Raw genomic sequence first — 14,787 nt, 5'->3', positions numbered from 1 at the left:
TTCATATGGATATCAAGACTGCCCTGAACCGTATCGTCGGTCATCTGGACCTGACCACTGATGAAATGCGCGATGTCATGCGCGACATCATGACCGGCCAATGCACCGAGGCGCAGATTGGCGCTTTCATGATGGGCATGCGTATGAAAAGTGAAAGCATCGACGAAATCGTCGGTGCCGTCACCGTAATGCGCGAGTTGGCGGACAAGGTCGAACTCAATACCCTCGATGGCGTGGTCGACATTGTTGGCACCGGCGGCGACGGGGCGAATATTTTCAACGTCTCCACGGCTTCGGCATTGGTGATCGCGGCCGCCGGTTGCACGGTGGCCAAGCATGGCAATCGTGCCGTGTCCGGTAAAAGTGGCAGCGCCGACTTGCTCGAAGCGGCCGGTGTGTACCTGAACCTCACACCGGTACAAGTTGCACGGTGCATCGACAGCGTGGGCATCGGCTTCATGTTTGCCCAATCCCATCACGGCGCCATGAAGCACGCGGCCATCCCGCGTCGCGATCTTGGGCTGCGAACCCTGTTCAATATGCTTGGCCCGCTTACGAATCCGGCTGGCGTGTTGCATCAAGTGGTCGGCGTGTTCAATCAGGCGCTCTGCCGTCCGTTGGCTGAAGTGCTGCAACGCCTGGGCAGCAAGCATGTGCTGGTGGTTCATTCGCAAGATGGTCTGGACGAGTTCAGCCTGGCGGCGCCCACGTTTGTGGCCGAGCTGCGTAAAGGCGAAATCACCGAGTATTGGGTGCAGCCTGAAGACTTGGGTATCAAGAGCCAAAGCCTGTTTGGGCTGGTGGTCGACAGCCCTGAACACTCGCTGGAACTGATCCGCGATGCTTTGGGCCGCCGTAAAACAGAGGCCGGCCAGAAAGCCGCTGAAATGATCGTACTTAATGCGGGCGCTGCGTTGTACGCTGCTGATCTTGCCTACACTCTGAAAGAAGGTGTGGCGCTGGCGCACGATGCGCTGCACACCGGGCTGGCCCGCGAAAAGCTGGAAGAACTGGGCGCGTTTACCGCGATTTTCAAGCAGGAGAATGAAGCATGAGTGTGCCAACCGTTCTGGAAAGCATTCTGGCGCGCAAGGTTCAGGAAGTGGCTGAGCGCAGCGCCCGCGTGAGCTTTGCCGAAGTTGAACGCCTGGCCGCTCAGGCTGATCCTGTACGTGGTTTCGCCAAGGCTTTGCTGGCGCAGGCCAAGTTGAAACAGCCTGCGGTGATTGCCGAAATCAAAAAGGCATCGCCGAGCAAAGGGGTGATTCGCGAGCATTTTGTGCCTGCCGACATTGCGCAAAGTTATGAGAAAGGCGGGGCGACCTGTCTGTCGGTACTCACTGACATTGATTACTTTCAGGGCGCTGACGCCTATCTGCAACAGGCACGTGCTGCGTGCAAGCTGCCGGTGATCCGCAAGGATTTCATGATCGATCCGTATCAGATCGTTGAAGCCCGTGCGTTGGGCGCCGACTGTGTGTTGCTGATCGTGTCTGCACTGGATGACGTGAAAATGGCCGAGCTGGCCGCCCTGGCTAAAAGCGTCGGGCTGGACGTGTTGGTAGAGGTGCATGATGGCGACGAACTGGAGCGTGCACTGAAAACATTGGATACGCCGCTGGTCGGGATCAACAACCGTAACCTGCACACCTTTGAGGTGAGTTTGGAAACCACGCTGGATTTGTTGCCGCGTGTGCCGCGTGATCGATTGGTAATCACCGAGAGCGGCATTCTGAACCGCGCCGATGTTGAGCTGATGGAAATCAGCGAGGTGTATTCGTTCCTGGTCGGTGAAGCGTTTATGCGTGCGGAAAACCCGGGTGCTGAGTTGCAGCGTTTGTTCTTCCCGGAGCGCGGGACATCCATCACCGGCTCAACACTGGATTAACGCTGTAGTCGCTGTCGAGGCACGAGGCTGCGATTTGCCAGCACCCTTATCGCAGCCTGCGCCAGTGGCTACAGATTTTGAGCAGGAATCCCATGACCGTCATTCAACAACTTAGCGTCGAAGCCGGTCTTAAGGCCGAGCAGGATTTGCTGGCGGCGGTCTGCGCTGGCGAGTTAGAGGCGGGTGTGTTGTTCTGGCAGCCCACTGACCGGTCGCTGGTCATGCCTCGGCGCTTGAGTCGTTCACCAGGTTTTGAGCACGCGAGTGTCGAGCTGGCCGCCAGTGGCTGGCCGATCCTGTTGCGTGAAACCGGCGGCGAACCCGTTCCGCAGTCGGCCTCAACGGTGAACATCGCATTGGTCTACGCACCGCCTCGCAGCGAAGGCGATCACGGCCGGATCGAAACGGCTTACCGTCGTCTGTGTCAGCCGATCTGTGATCTGTTGACCGAATTGGGCGGTACTGCGTCATTGGGTGAGGTTGAAGGGGCTTTTTGCGATGGCCGTTTCAATGTCAATCTGAACGCTCGCAAGTTGGTGGGGACTGCTCAACGCTGGCGCCAAAGTCAGGGTGGCCAGCGGCCTGTGTGCTTGGTTCACGGCGCATTACTGCTCGATAATGAACGCGAATCGATGGTGGCGGCGGTCAATCAGTTCAATCAACGCTGTGACTTGCCGCAGCGTTGTCGTGCTGACAGTCACATTGCGTTGCATGAAGTGTGTGCAGCACCGGATTTTTTCGAGCAGCTCACTGCCCGCTATCAACAGATACTGGCGCCCTTACTCAAGCCCTAGCGAGTTCCAAACACCACCATGGTCTTGCCTTTGACGCTGACCAGGTTCTGTTCTTCCAAATCCTTCAGCACCCGCCCAACCATCTCACGCGAACAACCGACTATTCGGCCGATTTCCTGACGCGTTACTTTAATTTGCATTCCGTCCGGGTGAGTCATGGCATCGGGTTGCTTGCACAGCTCCAATAGGCAGCGCGCAACGCGACCGGTGACATCGAAGAACGCAAGATCGCCGACCTTGCGCGTGGTATTACGTAACCGCTGTGCGATTTGGCCGCTGAGCGCGGAAAGGATTTCAGGTTCCTGATGCGCGTACTCTCTGAATTTTGTGTAACTGATTTCTGCAACTTCGCATTCGGTCTTGGCCCTGACCCATGCACTGCGCGCCTGCTCCAGGCCCGGTTGTTCGAACAAACCCAACTCGCCAATAAAGTCCCCGCTGTTGAGGTAAGCGATGATCATTTCACGCCCATCATCGTCCTCGATCACGATGGTGACTGAGCCTTTGACGATAAAGAACAGGGTGTGCGAACGCTCGCCGGCACAAATGATATTGCTCTTGGCTTGATAACGTTTGCGCTGGCAATGAGTCAGAAATTTGTCGAGGTTTTTGATCTTGGGTATGGGAGTAAGGGCAACCATGGTTGTATCCCGGAAAGCGTGCACGGTAAGGGTTATATCTATTTTTATATAGAGCGCTTGCTGGCTGGCGCCAGCGATTTGGCGCCAGCTTACCAGACGAATTCTTTACCGATTGCAGAATTTTCCTGGTGCTGTGTCAGAGAATCGCTTCAGGCTGGTCAGTCATCGAATTTCGGCCCTGTGATAAGCTGGCGCCCCTTTTAAACCAGTGGAGTCTGAGCAATGAAGGCACGCATTCAATGGGCTGGTGAAGCCATGTTTTTGGGTGAATCGGGCAGCGGCCACGTCGTTGTCATGGATGGTCCGCCTGAAAGCGGTGGCCGTAACCTGGGTGTGCGGCCGATGGAGATGCTGTTACTGGGACTCGGCGGTTGCAGTAACTTTGATGTGGTCAGCATTCTCAAAAAGTCGCGTCAGGCCGTTGAAAGTTGCGAGGCTTTTTTGGAGGCCGAACGCGCCACTGAAGACCCAAAGGTGTTCACCAAAATCCACCTGCACTTTGTAGTCAAAGGGCGTGGCCTTAAAGAAACGCAGGTTAAACGGGCTATCGAGCTGTCTGCCGAGAAGTATTGCTCGGCGTCGATCATGCTCGGCGCGGCTGGCGTTGCGATCAGCCATGACTACGAAATAATCGAACTGGCTTGAGTGGACATTCAATTTTCATAAAAGCGTTGCAGACTCTGGCGATCAGTCGCGGACGTCTGCATAATGCGCCACTTTTTTAAGGGTCGTGGCGGGGATATCTCCCGGTCACGTGTCCTAACAGATAACCAAAATCGCCATCGCGAAGAGGTGTTAACCGTCCTACGCAGGTGCGTCCTACGCACTTGACGGGCATGCTGGATCACGCGGCCGAGCCGCATCGACATAGAGAGTTTTATTACGGTGAAAAGCAAACTCAAGCTCCACGGGTTCAATAACCTGACAAAGACCTTGAGCTTCAACATCTATGACATCTGCTATGCGGAAACCCCGCAAGACCAGCAGGCATACGTTGAGTACATCAATCAAGAGTACGACGCAGAACGCCTGACGCAGATCCTTACAGATGTGGTTGATATCATTGGTGCCAACATCCTGAACATCGCCCGTCAGGATTACGATCCCCAAGGCGCCAGCGTGACTATTCTGATTTCGGAGCAGCCGGTAACACCTACCGAAAGCCAGATCGAAGAATCCCCAGGCCCGCTGCCCGAGACCATTCTGGCTCACCTCGACAAAAGTCATATTACGGTGCACACCTACCCGGAGATTCACCCGGTGGACGGTATTGCAACATTCCGTGTGGATATTGACGTGTCGACGTGCGGCGTTATTTCACCGCTTAAAGCTCTCAACTATCTGATTCATAAATTTGATTCGGATATCGTGACGGTCGACTACCGCGTCCGGGGTTTTACCCGTGATGTGGAAGGCAAGAAGCACTTTATTGATCATGAGATCAATTCGATCCAGAACTACCTCTCCGAAGACACCCGCGCCGGTTATCAAATGACCGATGTGAATGTGTATCAGGAGAACCTGTTCCACACCAAAATGCTGCTCAAGGACTTCGAACTGGATAACTACCTGTTCGGCGATGCCACCAGCAATCTTTCGGTGGAGCAGCGTGCTCAGGTCACTGAACGCGTTAAGCACGAAATGCTCGAAATCTTTTACGCACGCAACATGTCGTAAGGTTTTGATAAAAAAAGGCGGCTACCGTGAGGTAAGCCGCCTTTTTTGTGCGCGTTTTGCAGGAACAATTAAATACGATACGTGCTTTTAGTCATGACTTTTGCCATCAGGCTCATGCCAAATTTGATCGGGGCAGGGAAGCGGTAGCCGCCCGCATCGAGTGCAGATTCCGCGTGGCGTTCTTCGTCGATACGCATTTGCTCAAGAATCGCGCGCGACTTTTCATCTTCGGCAGGCAATTGTTCAAGGTGTTCATTGAGGTGCTTGCACACTTGGTCTTCAGTTGCGGCGACAAATCCCAGGCTGACCTTGTCGCTGATCAAGCCTGCAACCGCGCCAATTCCGAAGGACATGCCGTAAAACAGCGGGTTGAGCACGCTTGGATGGCTGCCCAATTGGCGGATACGTTGCTCACACCAGGCCAAATGATCGATTTCTTCTTCTGCGGCATGCTCCATGGCTTCACGCACATGCGCCAGCTTGGCGGTCAGGGCCTGACCTTGGTACAGGGCCTGGGCGCAGACTTCACCGGTGTGGTTGATACGCATCAGCCCGGCAACATGACGTGTTGCCTGCTCACCCAGCGGGTTTTCAGGTTTGACGATGGCAGGTGACGGGCGATGCGGCTGGCCACTGAATGGCAACAAGGTGCGCATCGCGGTATCGGCTTGTAACAGAAGACGGTCAATCGGCGAGTAGTGACGTTGGGTAGTCATGCTTACCTCCGGAAAAAATCACGGCGGCCAGTTTACCCCAATCGGGTGGGCAGGGTTTGCGCTGGATCATGCGTGAGTGGGAGCGTTGCGGCTCCCACGAGGGCGTGGTGTTAAAAATCAGCCCGGAGGCCAGTTCATCTGGCGCTGACCCAAAACGTGCATATGAATGTGGTAGACGGTCTGGCCGCCATCTTCATTGCAGTTCATGACAACGCGGAAGCCTTTCTCGCAGCCTTGTTCGACCGCCAGGCGTTGGGCGGTGAACAGGATGTGGCCCGCTAGCGCTTTGTCTTCTTCGGTGAGGTCGTTGAGGGTGCGGATCGGTTTTTTCGGGATGACCAGAAAATGTACCGGCGCTTGTGGGGCGATGTCGTGAAAGGCCAGCACCTGATCATCTTCGTAGATGATATTGGCGGGTATTTCACGGTTGATGATCTTGGTGAACAGAGTATCCAAAGCTGTATCTCCGTAAGTGAAGTCCGGCCTGAGTGTACCCAGAGGACGGTTTGGCGGCCAGCCGACTTAACGTGGGCAGTAAGACTTGTTAACCGATGCGGCGATTTTGCGTGTCATCCATCGCGAAAGTACGCGCGGGATGCGGGTTAACCAACGATTGCGCCAACCGGGCATGATGATCGCTTTGTTCTTTTCGAGGGCGCGCACGGTATACAGCGCGACTTCTTCAGGGCTGAGCGCGTTACGACTTTTTTTGACCGTGGCGGTATTCATGTTGGCGGCATCGAAGAAACCGGTGCGGGTTATACCGGGGCAGAGTACCGACACCTTGATCCCGGTCTTTTTGACTTCTTCGCGCAAGCCTTCTGAAAAATGCAGCACGTAGGCTTTGCTGGCGAAATAGGTGCTCAGCCAAGGCCCCGGTTGATAGGCCGCGATCGATGACACGTTGAGGATTTGCCCGCCACCTTGCACTGCCATCATGTTGCCGATGGCGTGGCACAAGCGAGTGAGCGCCAGTACATTGAGCTCGATCAGGTCTTGCTCGGCGCTCCAGTCGTGGGCCAGGAAGGGGCCGCAGGTGCCGATGCCCGCGCAGTTAACCAGTAAGTCGATCTGGCGGTCGCCTTCTTCAAGCTCCAGCAGGAAACCGGACAAACGCAACGGTTCGCCCAGATCACACGCGCGAAATAGCACTTCAACGCCAAAGCGGCGGGTGAACTCGAGGGCAATGGCTTCCAGCGCATCGCGTTGGCGGGCAACCAGAATCAAACTGCGCCCGCGACGGGCGAGGGCTTCTGCCAGGGCCAGGCCAATGCCGCTTGAGGCGCCAGTGATCAAAGCGTAACGGGTCATGCTGTTCTCCATCGCAACGGTGCAGTCCGGTGACAATGTTGTCCCTGGCGTTGGCGCGTTCATTAAAGTGCGCAGTCTACAGGCTGTTGCTGGTGGCTGCGTCGATGAACGAGGTCGCAATGCCCAACGCAAAGAGCAGGATCCCCACAACGAAAAGCACAACCGACAAAATGATAGAGATCCAGGCCAGCACTTTGACTGCGGTGCTGTTGGGCGGTGGTGGTGGACCGTATTGATTGTGGCCGGGCGTGCCGGGCGTAAGGATCATGATCGTGGACAGAATAAAGGTCGCTACAGGGACCAGGTGAAGCAACAGCAGCCATGCTGACCAGTTAAGGTCGTGCAGGCGTTGTGCGCTGATCCTCACCAGGGTCATGAGGTAAGCAAGTATCAAGGCCAGCGCGCACGTGAAGCCCAGGGTGTAGGACACTTTTAGCGCAAGCGCGACCGGCAATACCGCAACCCACGTGATGAGGGTAAGTACCAGGCTCCAGGCGAGCAAGCGCATGCGGCCTATTCGACCGCTGAACCCTAATGGGTCCAGGGGGGCGTACGTTTCGTGAGGTGTTTTGTTCAAACTTAGGTGCGGCATTGCTACTTCCTTGTCAGGTGCCTCAAGAAACTAGCCCGCCGAGGGGCGGGCTTCGAACTATCGGGGGTGCGGCCAATGGTTGGAGAGTTGCTGGGTGAGGTGTAACGCTTGACGGTATTGCTCATCCAGACGGGCGATTAACTGATCGGTTGATGGCAGGTCGCTAATCTCGCCGACGCCCTGACCCGCAGACCAGACGGTTTTCCATGCTTTGGCTTCGTCGCTGAGCGGTTTCAGTTTGTTGCCAGTCTCGCCTTTACTGTTCAGGGTTGCCATGTCGAACCCTGCGTTTTCGAGGCTTTTGCGCATGAAACTGGCGGGCACGCCTGATACCGCCGGGGTGTGGATGATATCGGCTGCGCGGGATGCGAGCAGCATCTCTTTATAGGCGTCGGGCGCATGGCTTTCTGTCGTGCCGATAAAGCGTGTGCCCAGGTAGGCCAGGTCGGCGCCAACCACCTGAGCGGCCAGAATCTCCCGGCCGTGGTTGATGCACCCTGCCAGTAGCACGGTCTTGTCGAAAAACTGACGTATTTCAGCGACCAGTGCGAACGGGCTCCATGTACCGGCATGCCCGCCAGCGCCCGCGGCGACTGCAATCAGGCCATCGACGCCGGCTTGTGCCGCTTTTTCGGCATGTCGGCGTGTGGTGACGTCGTGGAACACCAGGCCTCCGTAGCCATGAATGGCGTCCACTACTTCCTTCACGGCGCCCAGACTGGTAATCACGATCGGAACCTTGTGTTCGATGCAAATGGCCAGGTCGGCCTCAAGCCTTTCGTTGCTGTTGTGCACAATCAGGTTAACGGCGTAAGGCGCCGGGTTATCCAGCAACGCCAGCCCGGCTTCGATCTCTTCAAGCCATGCTTTGAACCCGCTGCTGTCGCGTTGGTTGAGTGCAGGGAAACTGCCCACCACCCCATTGCGACAACAGGCCAGTACCAGTTGCGGATTGGAGATCAGAAACATCGGCGCGGCCACCACCGGCAGGCGCAAGCGTTGTTCAAGCAGAGCAGGCAGTGACATTGGATAACCTCGATGAAAGATGAGATGCAGTTAGAACGGTTTGACCACCACCAGAATTACGATAGCGATCAGAAACAGGACGGGCACTTCGTTGAACCAGCGGTAGTACACATGGCTGCGGGTATTTTCACCGCGGGCGAGGCGTTTGACCTGGGCGCCGCACATATGGTGATAGCCGATTAGCAGTACGACCAGCGTCAGCTTGGCGTGCATCCAGCCTTGGCTGAAGTAACCACTGGGGTTGAGGCTGATTAGCCATCCTCCAAAGATCAGGGTGGCGATCATTGCCGGGCCCATAATGCCGCGATAGAGCTTGCGCTCCATGACGCTGAAGCGTTCTTTGCTGACGGTGTCTTCGCTTTGTGCGTGGTATACGAACAGGCGCGGCAGGTAAAACAGGCCAGCAAACCAGCAGACGATGCTGATGATGTGGAAGGCTTTGAGCCATAGATAAAGCATTTTTAGTTATTCCCAGGTTCACGGTAGACCAAATAGTAGTAGTAGAGCGCTTGAGAGTCACCTTGGCGGTTGTCGCAGGGGCGCGCTGTCCCTATTATCGAGGGCTTTCCAGTGGGTTCGTTGAGGGGCAGGTTATGGTCAAGGTCGGTATTGTCGGCGGCACGGGTTACACCGGGGTCGAATTGCTGCGTTTGCTGGCACAGCATCCGCAGGCTGAAGTGGTGGTCATCACTTCTCGATCCGAAGCGGGCCTGCCGGTAGCCAATCTGTATCCCAACCTGCGCGGTCATTACGATGGCCTGGCCTTCAGCGTGCCGGACACGCAAACATTGGGCGCGTGTGATGTGGTGTTTTTCGCCACGCCGCATGGTGTTGCCCATGCGCTAGCGGGTGAGCTACTGGCTGCGGGCACCAAGGTGATCGACCTGTCCGCGGACTTCCGTTTGCAGGACGCGGATGAGTGGGCCAAGTGGTACGGTCAGCCGCACGGCGCCCCAGAACTGCTGAAAGAAGCGGTGTATGGCCTGCCGGAAGTTAATCGCGAGCAAATCAAGCAGGCGCGCCTGATTGCGGTGCCCGGTTGCTACCCGACTGCTACCCAGCTGGGCTTTCTTCCCTTGCTGGAAGCTGGGCTTGCCGATACTTCGGTGTTGATTGCGGACTGCAAGTCCGGTGTCAGCGGTGCGGGGCGTGGGGCTAGCGTAGGTTCTCTTTACGCAGAGACCTCAGAAAGCATGAAAGCGTATGCAGTAAAAGGTCATCGCCACTTGCCTGAGATCCGTCAGGGTCTACGTCGTGCAGCCGGTAAGGACGTGGGGCTGACGTTTGTCCCGCACTTGACGCCGATGATTCGCGGTATCCATTCCACGCTGTATGCGACCGTTGTTGACCGTTCCGTAGATTTGCAGGCGTTGTTTGAAAAGCGTTACGCCAACGAACCTTTCGTCGATGTGATGCCTGCCGGCAGCCACCCCGAGACTCGCAGTGTGCGTGGCGCGAATGTGTGCCGAATCGCGATCCATCGTCCTCAAGATGGCGATCTGGTCGTGGTGTTGTCGGTGATCGACAATCTGGTCAAAGGCGCTTCGGGTCAGGCGGTTCAGAATATGAATATCCTGTTCGGTCTGGATGAGCGTTTGGGCTTGTCGCATGCCGGGATGCTGCCGTAAGGGCAAGCAATATGCTCAAGCGGCAAGTCGCTGGCTTGCCGTTGCTACTTATGAATAGTTGACCGCTTTTCTAGGAGAAGCGGATAATGCGCGCCATCACGCATTATGGCGGCATAGCGCCGGGAGATAGTCAGCATGAGCGTCGAATCCTTCACCCCCACGGCTTTGCAATTCACCGAAGGTGCTGCGCACAAGGTGAAGAGCCTGGTCGATGAAGAGGGTAATGATCGTTTGAAGTTGCGCGTGTTTGTTACGGGCGGCGGTTGTTCCGGTTTTCAGTATGGTTTCACGTTCGATGATGACGTGGCCGACGATGACACTATCGTTGAGCGCGAAGGCGTGAGCCTGGTGGTCGATCCAATGAGCTTCCAGTACTTGGCGGGAGCCGAGGTGGATTATCAGGAAGGCCTGGAAGGCTCGCGTTTTGTGATCAACAATCCTAACGCCACCACGACGTGTGGTTGCGGATCTTCGTTCTCGATCTGATCACTCAGCACTCGCAGTATTCAAAACGCCGCGTCAGTTCGCGGCGTTTTGCTGTGTGCAAATTGTTAAGAGGGCTTCAGGCGGGGTAGATTGCGCCGAGGACCCGTAGACCACGGGCGCCAGTGACACTCGGGCGGTTGGTGGGGATGTTTTCCAGGCAACAATGCGCGAGCCATGCAAACGCCATCGCTTCAACCCAGTCCGGGTCGACGCCTTTGGCGTGTGTGCTACTGACTGTTGTGTGGGGGAGCAGTGCGGCCAGCCGTGCCATGAGCGTGCCATTGTGCGCGCCGCCGCCGCATACCAGCAGCTCTTCAGTGAGCGGTTGAGCGGCTTTTAACGATTCTACGATGGTCAGCGCGGTGAGCTCGAGCAAGGTTGCCTGAACGTTTTCGGCGGCGAACGTGGGCAAATTTTGCAGGTGATGCTTTAGCCAGCTGAGGTTGAAAACTTCACGGCCGGTGCTTTTTGGGCCTTTTGTCTTGAAGAACGAATCGCTGAGCAGTGTCTCAAGCAATATCGGTTCTACCTTGCCGCTTGCAGCCCATTGGCCATTACGGTCGTAGAGCTCGCCGCAGGTGTCGTGTATCCAGGCATCCAGTAGCACGTTGCCTGGGCCGCAATCAAATCCGGCGACAGGTGATGTAGGCGTAATCAGGCTGAGATTGCTGAAACCGCCTACGTTCAAGACTGCGCGATAGCCAGCGTCGTCATTGAACAGTGCTTCATGGAATGCAGGGACCAAAGGTGCGCCTTGACCGCCAGCGGCCACGTCTCGGCGTCGAAAGTCGCCTACCACGCATATACCTGTAAGTTCTGCCAGTAGCGCCGGGTTGCCAATTTGTACCGTGAAGCCTAGGGCGGGTTCATGGCGGATGGTCTGGCCGTGACTACCGATTGCTCTGATTGAAGCGGGTGTGAGCTGTTGTTGTGCAAGGAGTGCATTGACGCCCTGAGCCGCCAGTTCGACCCAGCGGTTTTCAGCAAGGGCGCACCGCATGACCTCATCCGGGCCGCTGGTACACAAGCCGAGCAGCTCGGCGCGCAAGGCAGCGGGCATCGGCGTGTAGTGAGTGGCAACCAATGTGGGTCTCGCACCCATCTCAATGAGTGCGATGTCCATGCCGTCCAGGCTAGTCCCGGACATCACACCTATATAGAGCGCCATGATTTAGCGTTTGCTCGACGCGAGCAGCGTGGCTTTTTCCTGGTTCATGCGTGCCATCAGGGGTTGGCTTTGTTGCAGGAAGCGAGCGCGTTCGTTTTTGGCAATTGGATCGGCCATTGGGAGCTTTTGGCCCAGCGGATCGACGTGTACGCCATTCACTTGAAATTCATAGTGCAGATGGGGGCCGGTCGACAGGCCGGTAGTGCCGATATAACCAATCACTTGGCCTTGCTTAACAGAACCGCCTGTTTTGACGCCTTTGGCAAACCCCTGCATGTGGCCGTAAAGAGTGCGATAGGTGTTGCCGTGTTGAATGATGACGGTATTGCCGTAACCACCGCGGCGACCGGCGAGTAGCACTTTACCGTCACCGGCAGCTTTGATCGGAGTGCCACGAGGTGCTGCATAGTCCACGCCTTTGTGGGCGCGGATCTTGTTCAGGATTGGGTGTTTGCGGCCTGAAGAAAAGCGCGAGCTGATGCGAGCGAAGTCTACCGGTGTGCGGATAAACGCTTTACGCATGCTATTACCGTCAGCGGTGTAGTAATTGCTGATGCCTTGTTTGTTGGTGTAGCGCACGGCGGTGTAAGTCTTACCGCGGTTGGTGAAGCGTGCGGACAGAATATTGCCCGTCGCGACCGTTTTGCCGTTGGCGACTTTTTGCTCATAGATCACTTCAAACTGGTCGCCTGGGCGAATGTCCTGGGCGAAGTCAATGTCGTAGCCAAATACCTTGGCCATGTCCATTGTCATGCTGTGCGGCAAGCCTGCACGTTGCCCCGACGCGGAAAGCGAGCTGCTGATGACGCCGTGTACATACGCTGTGCGTACGGTAGGCAATGTTGTCACCCGGTTAAACGCATAGCCCTTGGCTGTTTTTGTCAGGGTAATGGTTTCAAGGTCGCTAACACGGCTGTGCAGGCTTTTGAGTTGACCATCAGGACTCATATCAAACTCAAGTTTTTGACCGTGCTTGAGTTGGCTAAATTGCTTAGCTTGCTTGTCGCTGGCCAAAATCTCATGCACGGATGCGGAAGGCAGTCCCACCTTTTCGAACAATGTTGAGAGCGTGTCACCTTTTGCCACGATAACTTCGCGGTGGTTAGGCTCTTTTTTCTCGTCGACCTTAGCTGTTGCGGTCGGGGCAGTCTCTTGCTGTTCGATTTGGGCAAAGGGCGAGGCTGGCGCCTCTGTTGTGGCTTGAACCAATTCGGAAGCGTCTTGATCTTGTGTCAGTTGTTCTGCGGGGCTTTCGAGCTCCAGGTTTAGAGTCGTGCGTTTGGCTTCTACTTCGCTTGAAGGAAATACCAGCAGGGCCAAGCTTAATAATGCAGCGATTCCACTAGCGGCAAGCAGGTGGGTCTTCGGATAAAGCGGCGGCGCTTTAGGCGGTTGACTGGTCATAGATAATTTGACTTTGAGATAGATGAATTGGAAAAGATGACTGACACGGTGAACATGAAATAACTGTATAAAATATAACCAAAACACCCATGAAGCAAGCCGCTGAAGCATTGGCTGACAGATAGCTGCCCACACGTAGGTGAGAACTTGTAATTAGTGGCTGATCTTGTATGGTTGGTTCCCTTTGAATTTGAGCCTTACGGGTCTGATATGAAGTCGGTTGAAGAGCAGCTAGCGCTAATCAAGCGTGGTGCCGAAGAGGTACTGGTCGAGTCTGAATTGGTCGAGAAATTAAAGCGCGGCCAGCCGCTGCGTATTAAGGCCGGATTTGATCCGACAGCGCCCGACCTGCATTTGGGGCACACAGTCCTTATTAATAAGCTGCGTCAGTTTCAGGAGATGGGCCATCACGTCATCTTTTTGATTGGTGACTTCACAGGGATGATTGGTGACCCCAGCGGTAAGAGCGCAACGCGTCCTCCGCTGACGCGTGAGCAAGTGCTGGATAATGCTGAGACTTATAAAGCACAAGTCTTCAAGATCCTCGACCCTGCTAAAACTGAAGTCGCTTTCAACTCCACCTGGATGGATCAGATGGGGCCGGCTGACTTCATTCGTTTGACGTCTCAGTACACCGTGGCCCGGATGCTTGAGCGCGATGATTTCGACAAGCGTTACACCACGAACCAGCCCATCGCGATTCATGAATTCCTATATCCGTTAGTGCAGGGTTATGACTCGGTCGCTTTGCGGGCTGATGTAGAGCTGGGTGGTACTGATCAGAAATTCAACTTGCTGATGGGGCGTGAGTTGCAACGCGGCTATGGGCAGGAGGCTCAGTGCATTGTGACTATGCCGCTGCTGGAGGGTTTGGACGGCGTTAAGAAGATGTCCAAGTCCTTGGGTAACTATGTCGGTATTCAAGAAGCGCCGGGTGTGATGTACAGCAAGCTGGTGTCCATACCGGATGCGTTGATGTGGCGTTACTTTGAGTTGCTGAGCTTTCGCTCGATGGACGAAATCAATGCGTTTAAAGCTGATGTCGAGGCGGGGGCTAACCCGCGCGATATCAAAATCAAGCTTGCTGAAGAGATTGTGGCTCGTTTCCATGGTGATGAGGCTGCTGCTAACGCGCACCGTGGGGCGGGTAATCGCATGAAAGAGGGTGAGCTGCCTGACGATTTGCCAGAGATTGAACTGCTTGCGACTGAAGATATGCCGATTGCGGCGGTCCTTAATAAGGCCGGGCTGGTGAAGAACTCCGCTGTTGCGCGTGATTTGCTGGGTTCAGGTGGTGTGCGAATAGATGGAGAGGTGGTTGATCGCACCTTTATATATGTACTGGGTTCGACCCATGTATGTCAGGCAGGAAAGAAGGCTTTTGCACGGATTACGCTAAAAACCGAATAAAGCTGTAATTAGTGCTGGACGGCGCATTTTATTAGCCTATAATGCG

The 14,787-nt window shown here is 55.6% G+C and carries 17 protein-coding genes; 8 read left to right on the top strand and 9 right to left on the bottom strand.

The window, feature by feature from the left end:
* Positions 1-5: 5 nt before the first annotated feature.
* The 3 genes from trpD (at position 6) to GYN01_RS07470 (ending at position 2,682) form a co-directional block, all read left to right on the top strand.
* A complete protein-coding gene (gene trpD / locus GYN01_RS07480; protein ID WP_048364253.1) occupies positions 6-1,055 on the top strand; it encodes an anthranilate phosphoribosyltransferase in 1,050 nt (349 codons plus the stop codon).
* Positions 1,052-1,888: an indole-3-glycerol phosphate synthase TrpC gene (trpC, locus tag GYN01_RS07475; protein WP_048402152.1), complete on the top strand. Its 837-nt coding sequence runs from the start codon at positions 1,052-1,054 to the stop codon at positions 1,886-1,888. Before trpD ends, trpC begins: the two co-directional genes overlap by 4 nt.
* 92 nt (positions 1,889-1,980) lie before the next feature.
* Positions 1,981-2,682 carry a lipoate--protein ligase family protein gene (locus GYN01_RS07470; RefSeq protein ID WP_048364255.1) on the top strand — a complete coding sequence of 234 codons (702 nt, stop codon included), beginning with the start codon at positions 1,981-1,983 and terminating at the stop codon, positions 2,680-2,682.
* On the opposite strand, the gene crp is transcribed toward GYN01_RS07470, so the two are convergent.
* Positions 2,679-3,323: a cAMP-activated global transcriptional regulator CRP gene (gene crp / locus GYN01_RS07465; protein WP_203306803.1), complete on the bottom strand. Its 645-nt coding sequence runs from the start codon at positions 3,321-3,323 to the stop codon at positions 2,679-2,681. The two genes, GYN01_RS07470 and crp, sit on opposite strands and share 4 nt — an antisense overlap.
* Positions 3,324-3,545: 222 nt before the next feature.
* On the opposite strand from crp, the gene GYN01_RS07460 reads away from it, so the two are divergent.
* Positions 3,546-3,968, top strand: a complete 423-nt coding sequence (locus GYN01_RS07460; protein WP_048364257.1) for an OsmC family protein — start codon at positions 3,546-3,548, stop codon at positions 3,966-3,968.
* A 240-nt stretch (positions 3,969-4,208) separates the two neighbouring features.
* Positions 4,209-5,000, top strand: a complete 792-nt coding sequence (gene speD, locus GYN01_RS07455; protein WP_048364258.1) for an adenosylmethionine decarboxylase — start codon at positions 4,209-4,211, stop codon at positions 4,998-5,000.
* Between the two features lie 68 nt (positions 5,001-5,068).
* Here the strand turns inward: speD and coq7 are convergent, their stop codons facing one another.
* The 6 genes from coq7 to hemJ all read right to left on the bottom strand — a co-directional run bounded on the left by coq7 (position 5,069) and on the right by hemJ (position 9,104).
* The gene (coq7, locus tag GYN01_RS07450; protein ID WP_048364259.1) at positions 5,069-5,716 is read right to left on the bottom strand and encodes a 2-polyprenyl-3-methyl-6-methoxy-1,4-benzoquinone monooxygenase; all 648 of its coding nucleotides are present in this window, start codon (positions 5,714-5,716) and stop codon (positions 5,069-5,071) included.
* 117 nt (positions 5,717-5,833) lie between these two features.
* Positions 5,834-6,172 (bottom strand): histidine triad nucleotide-binding protein, encoded by a 339-nt coding sequence (locus tag GYN01_RS07445; RefSeq protein ID WP_048364260.1) that lies wholly within the window; start codon positions 6,170-6,172, stop codon positions 5,834-5,836.
* Between the two features lie 66 nt (positions 6,173-6,238).
* A complete protein-coding gene (locus GYN01_RS07440; RefSeq protein WP_048364261.1) occupies positions 6,239-7,027 on the bottom strand; it encodes an SDR family NAD(P)-dependent oxidoreductase in 789 nt (262 codons plus the stop codon).
* Between the two features lie 76 nt (positions 7,028-7,103).
* On the bottom strand, positions 7,104-7,619 hold the full coding sequence (locus tag GYN01_RS07435) for a DUF805 domain-containing protein (protein ID WP_048402148.1): 516 nt from the start codon (positions 7,617-7,619) through the stop codon (positions 7,104-7,106).
* A 57-nt stretch (positions 7,620-7,676) separates the two neighbouring features.
* Positions 7,677-8,645 carry an NAD(P)H-dependent flavin oxidoreductase gene (locus GYN01_RS07430; protein ID WP_203306802.1) on the bottom strand — a complete coding sequence of 323 codons (969 nt, stop codon included), beginning with the start codon at positions 8,643-8,645 and terminating at the stop codon, positions 7,677-7,679.
* Positions 8,646-8,675: 30 nt separating this feature from the next.
* Positions 8,676-9,104: a protoporphyrinogen oxidase HemJ gene (hemJ, locus tag GYN01_RS07425; protein ID WP_048402146.1), complete on the bottom strand. Its 429-nt coding sequence runs from the start codon at positions 9,102-9,104 to the stop codon at positions 8,676-8,678.
* Between the two features lie 134 nt (positions 9,105-9,238).
* Between hemJ and argC the strand changes: the two genes are divergently transcribed.
* Both argC and erpA read left to right on the top strand, forming a co-directional pair.
* Complete coding sequence (gene argC / locus GYN01_RS07420) at positions 9,239-10,273, top strand: N-acetyl-gamma-glutamyl-phosphate reductase (protein WP_048364265.1); 1,035 nt, start codon at positions 9,239-9,241, stop codon at positions 10,271-10,273.
* Between the two features lie 135 nt (positions 10,274-10,408).
* Complete coding sequence (gene erpA / locus GYN01_RS07415; RefSeq protein ID WP_203306801.1) at positions 10,409-10,759, top strand: iron-sulfur cluster insertion protein ErpA; 351 nt, start codon at positions 10,409-10,411, stop codon at positions 10,757-10,759.
* A gap of 76 nt (positions 10,760-10,835) precedes the next feature.
* Here erpA and GYN01_RS07410 read toward each other — a convergent pair whose 3' ends face one another.
* On the bottom strand, positions 10,836-11,927 hold the full coding sequence (locus tag GYN01_RS07410) for an anhydro-N-acetylmuramic acid kinase (protein ID WP_203306800.1): 1,092 nt from the start codon (positions 11,925-11,927) through the stop codon (positions 10,836-10,838).
* Between the two features lie 3 nt (positions 11,928-11,930).
* Entirely contained in the window at positions 11,931-13,331 is a 1,401-nt protein-coding gene (locus GYN01_RS07405; RefSeq protein ID WP_048364268.1) for a peptidoglycan DD-metalloendopeptidase family protein, read from the bottom strand.
* Positions 13,332-13,541: 210 nt separating this feature from the next.
* Between GYN01_RS07405 and tyrS the strand changes: the two genes are divergently transcribed.
* Positions 13,542-14,741 carry a tyrosine--tRNA ligase gene (gene tyrS / locus GYN01_RS07400; protein ID WP_048402143.1) on the top strand — a complete coding sequence of 400 codons (1,200 nt, stop codon included), beginning with the start codon at positions 13,542-13,544 and terminating at the stop codon, positions 14,739-14,741.
* Positions 14,742-14,787: the final 46 nt, after the last annotated feature.

This window comes from Pseudomonas weihenstephanensis (assembly GCF_016812185.1).
Taxonomy (GTDB): domain Bacteria; phylum Pseudomonadota; class Gammaproteobacteria; order Pseudomonadales; family Pseudomonadaceae; genus Aquipseudomonas; species Aquipseudomonas weihenstephanensis.
This window is presented reverse-complemented; position numbering and strand designations above follow the sequence as displayed.

Bases quoted from the DNA above. Each gene is read 5' to 3' on its own strand.
- trpD (WP_048364253.1), top strand. From the start codon at position 6: ATGGATATCAAGACTGCCCTGAACCGTATCGTCGGTCATCTGGACCTG.
- trpC (WP_048402152.1), top strand. From the start codon at position 1,052: ATGAGTGTGCCAACCGTTCTGGAAAGCATTCTGGCGCGCAAGGTTCAG.
- GYN01_RS07470 (WP_048364255.1), top strand. From the start codon at position 1,981: ATGACCGTCATTCAACAACTTAGCGTCGAAGCCGGTCTTAAGGCCGAG.
- crp (WP_203306803.1), bottom strand. From the start codon at position 3,323: ATGGTTGCCCTTACTCCCATACCCAAGATCAAAAACCTCGACAAATTT.
- GYN01_RS07460 (WP_048364257.1), top strand. From the start codon at position 3,546: ATGAAGGCACGCATTCAATGGGCTGGTGAAGCCATGTTTTTGGGTGAA.
- coq7 (WP_048364259.1), bottom strand. From the start codon at position 5,716: ATGACTACCCAACGTCACTACTCGCCGATTGACCGTCTTCTGTTACAA.
- GYN01_RS07440 (WP_048364261.1), bottom strand. From the start codon at position 7,027: ATGACCCGTTACGCTTTGATCACTGGCGCCTCAAGCGGCATTGGCCTG.
- GYN01_RS07435 (WP_048402148.1), bottom strand. From the start codon at position 7,619: ATGCCGCACCTAAGTTTGAACAAAACACCTCACGAAACGTACGCCCCC.
- GYN01_RS07430 (WP_203306802.1), bottom strand. From the start codon at position 8,645: ATGTCACTGCCTGCTCTGCTTGAACAACGCTTGCGCCTGCCGGTGGTG.
- hemJ (WP_048402146.1), bottom strand. From the start codon at position 9,104: ATGCTTTATCTATGGCTCAAAGCCTTCCACATCATCAGCATCGTCTGC.
- argC (WP_048364265.1), top strand. From the start codon at position 9,239: ATGGTCAAGGTCGGTATTGTCGGCGGCACGGGTTACACCGGGGTCGAA.
- erpA (WP_203306801.1), top strand. From the start codon at position 10,409: ATGAGCGTCGAATCCTTCACCCCCACGGCTTTGCAATTCACCGAAGGT.
- GYN01_RS07410 (WP_203306800.1), bottom strand. From the start codon at position 11,927: ATGGCGCTCTATATAGGTGTGATGTCCGGGACTAGCCTGGACGGCATG.
- GYN01_RS07405 (WP_048364268.1), bottom strand. From the start codon at position 13,331: ATGACCAGTCAACCGCCTAAAGCGCCGCCGCTTTATCCGAAGACCCAC.
- tyrS (WP_048402143.1), top strand. From the start codon at position 13,542: ATGAAGTCGGTTGAAGAGCAGCTAGCGCTAATCAAGCGTGGTGCCGAA.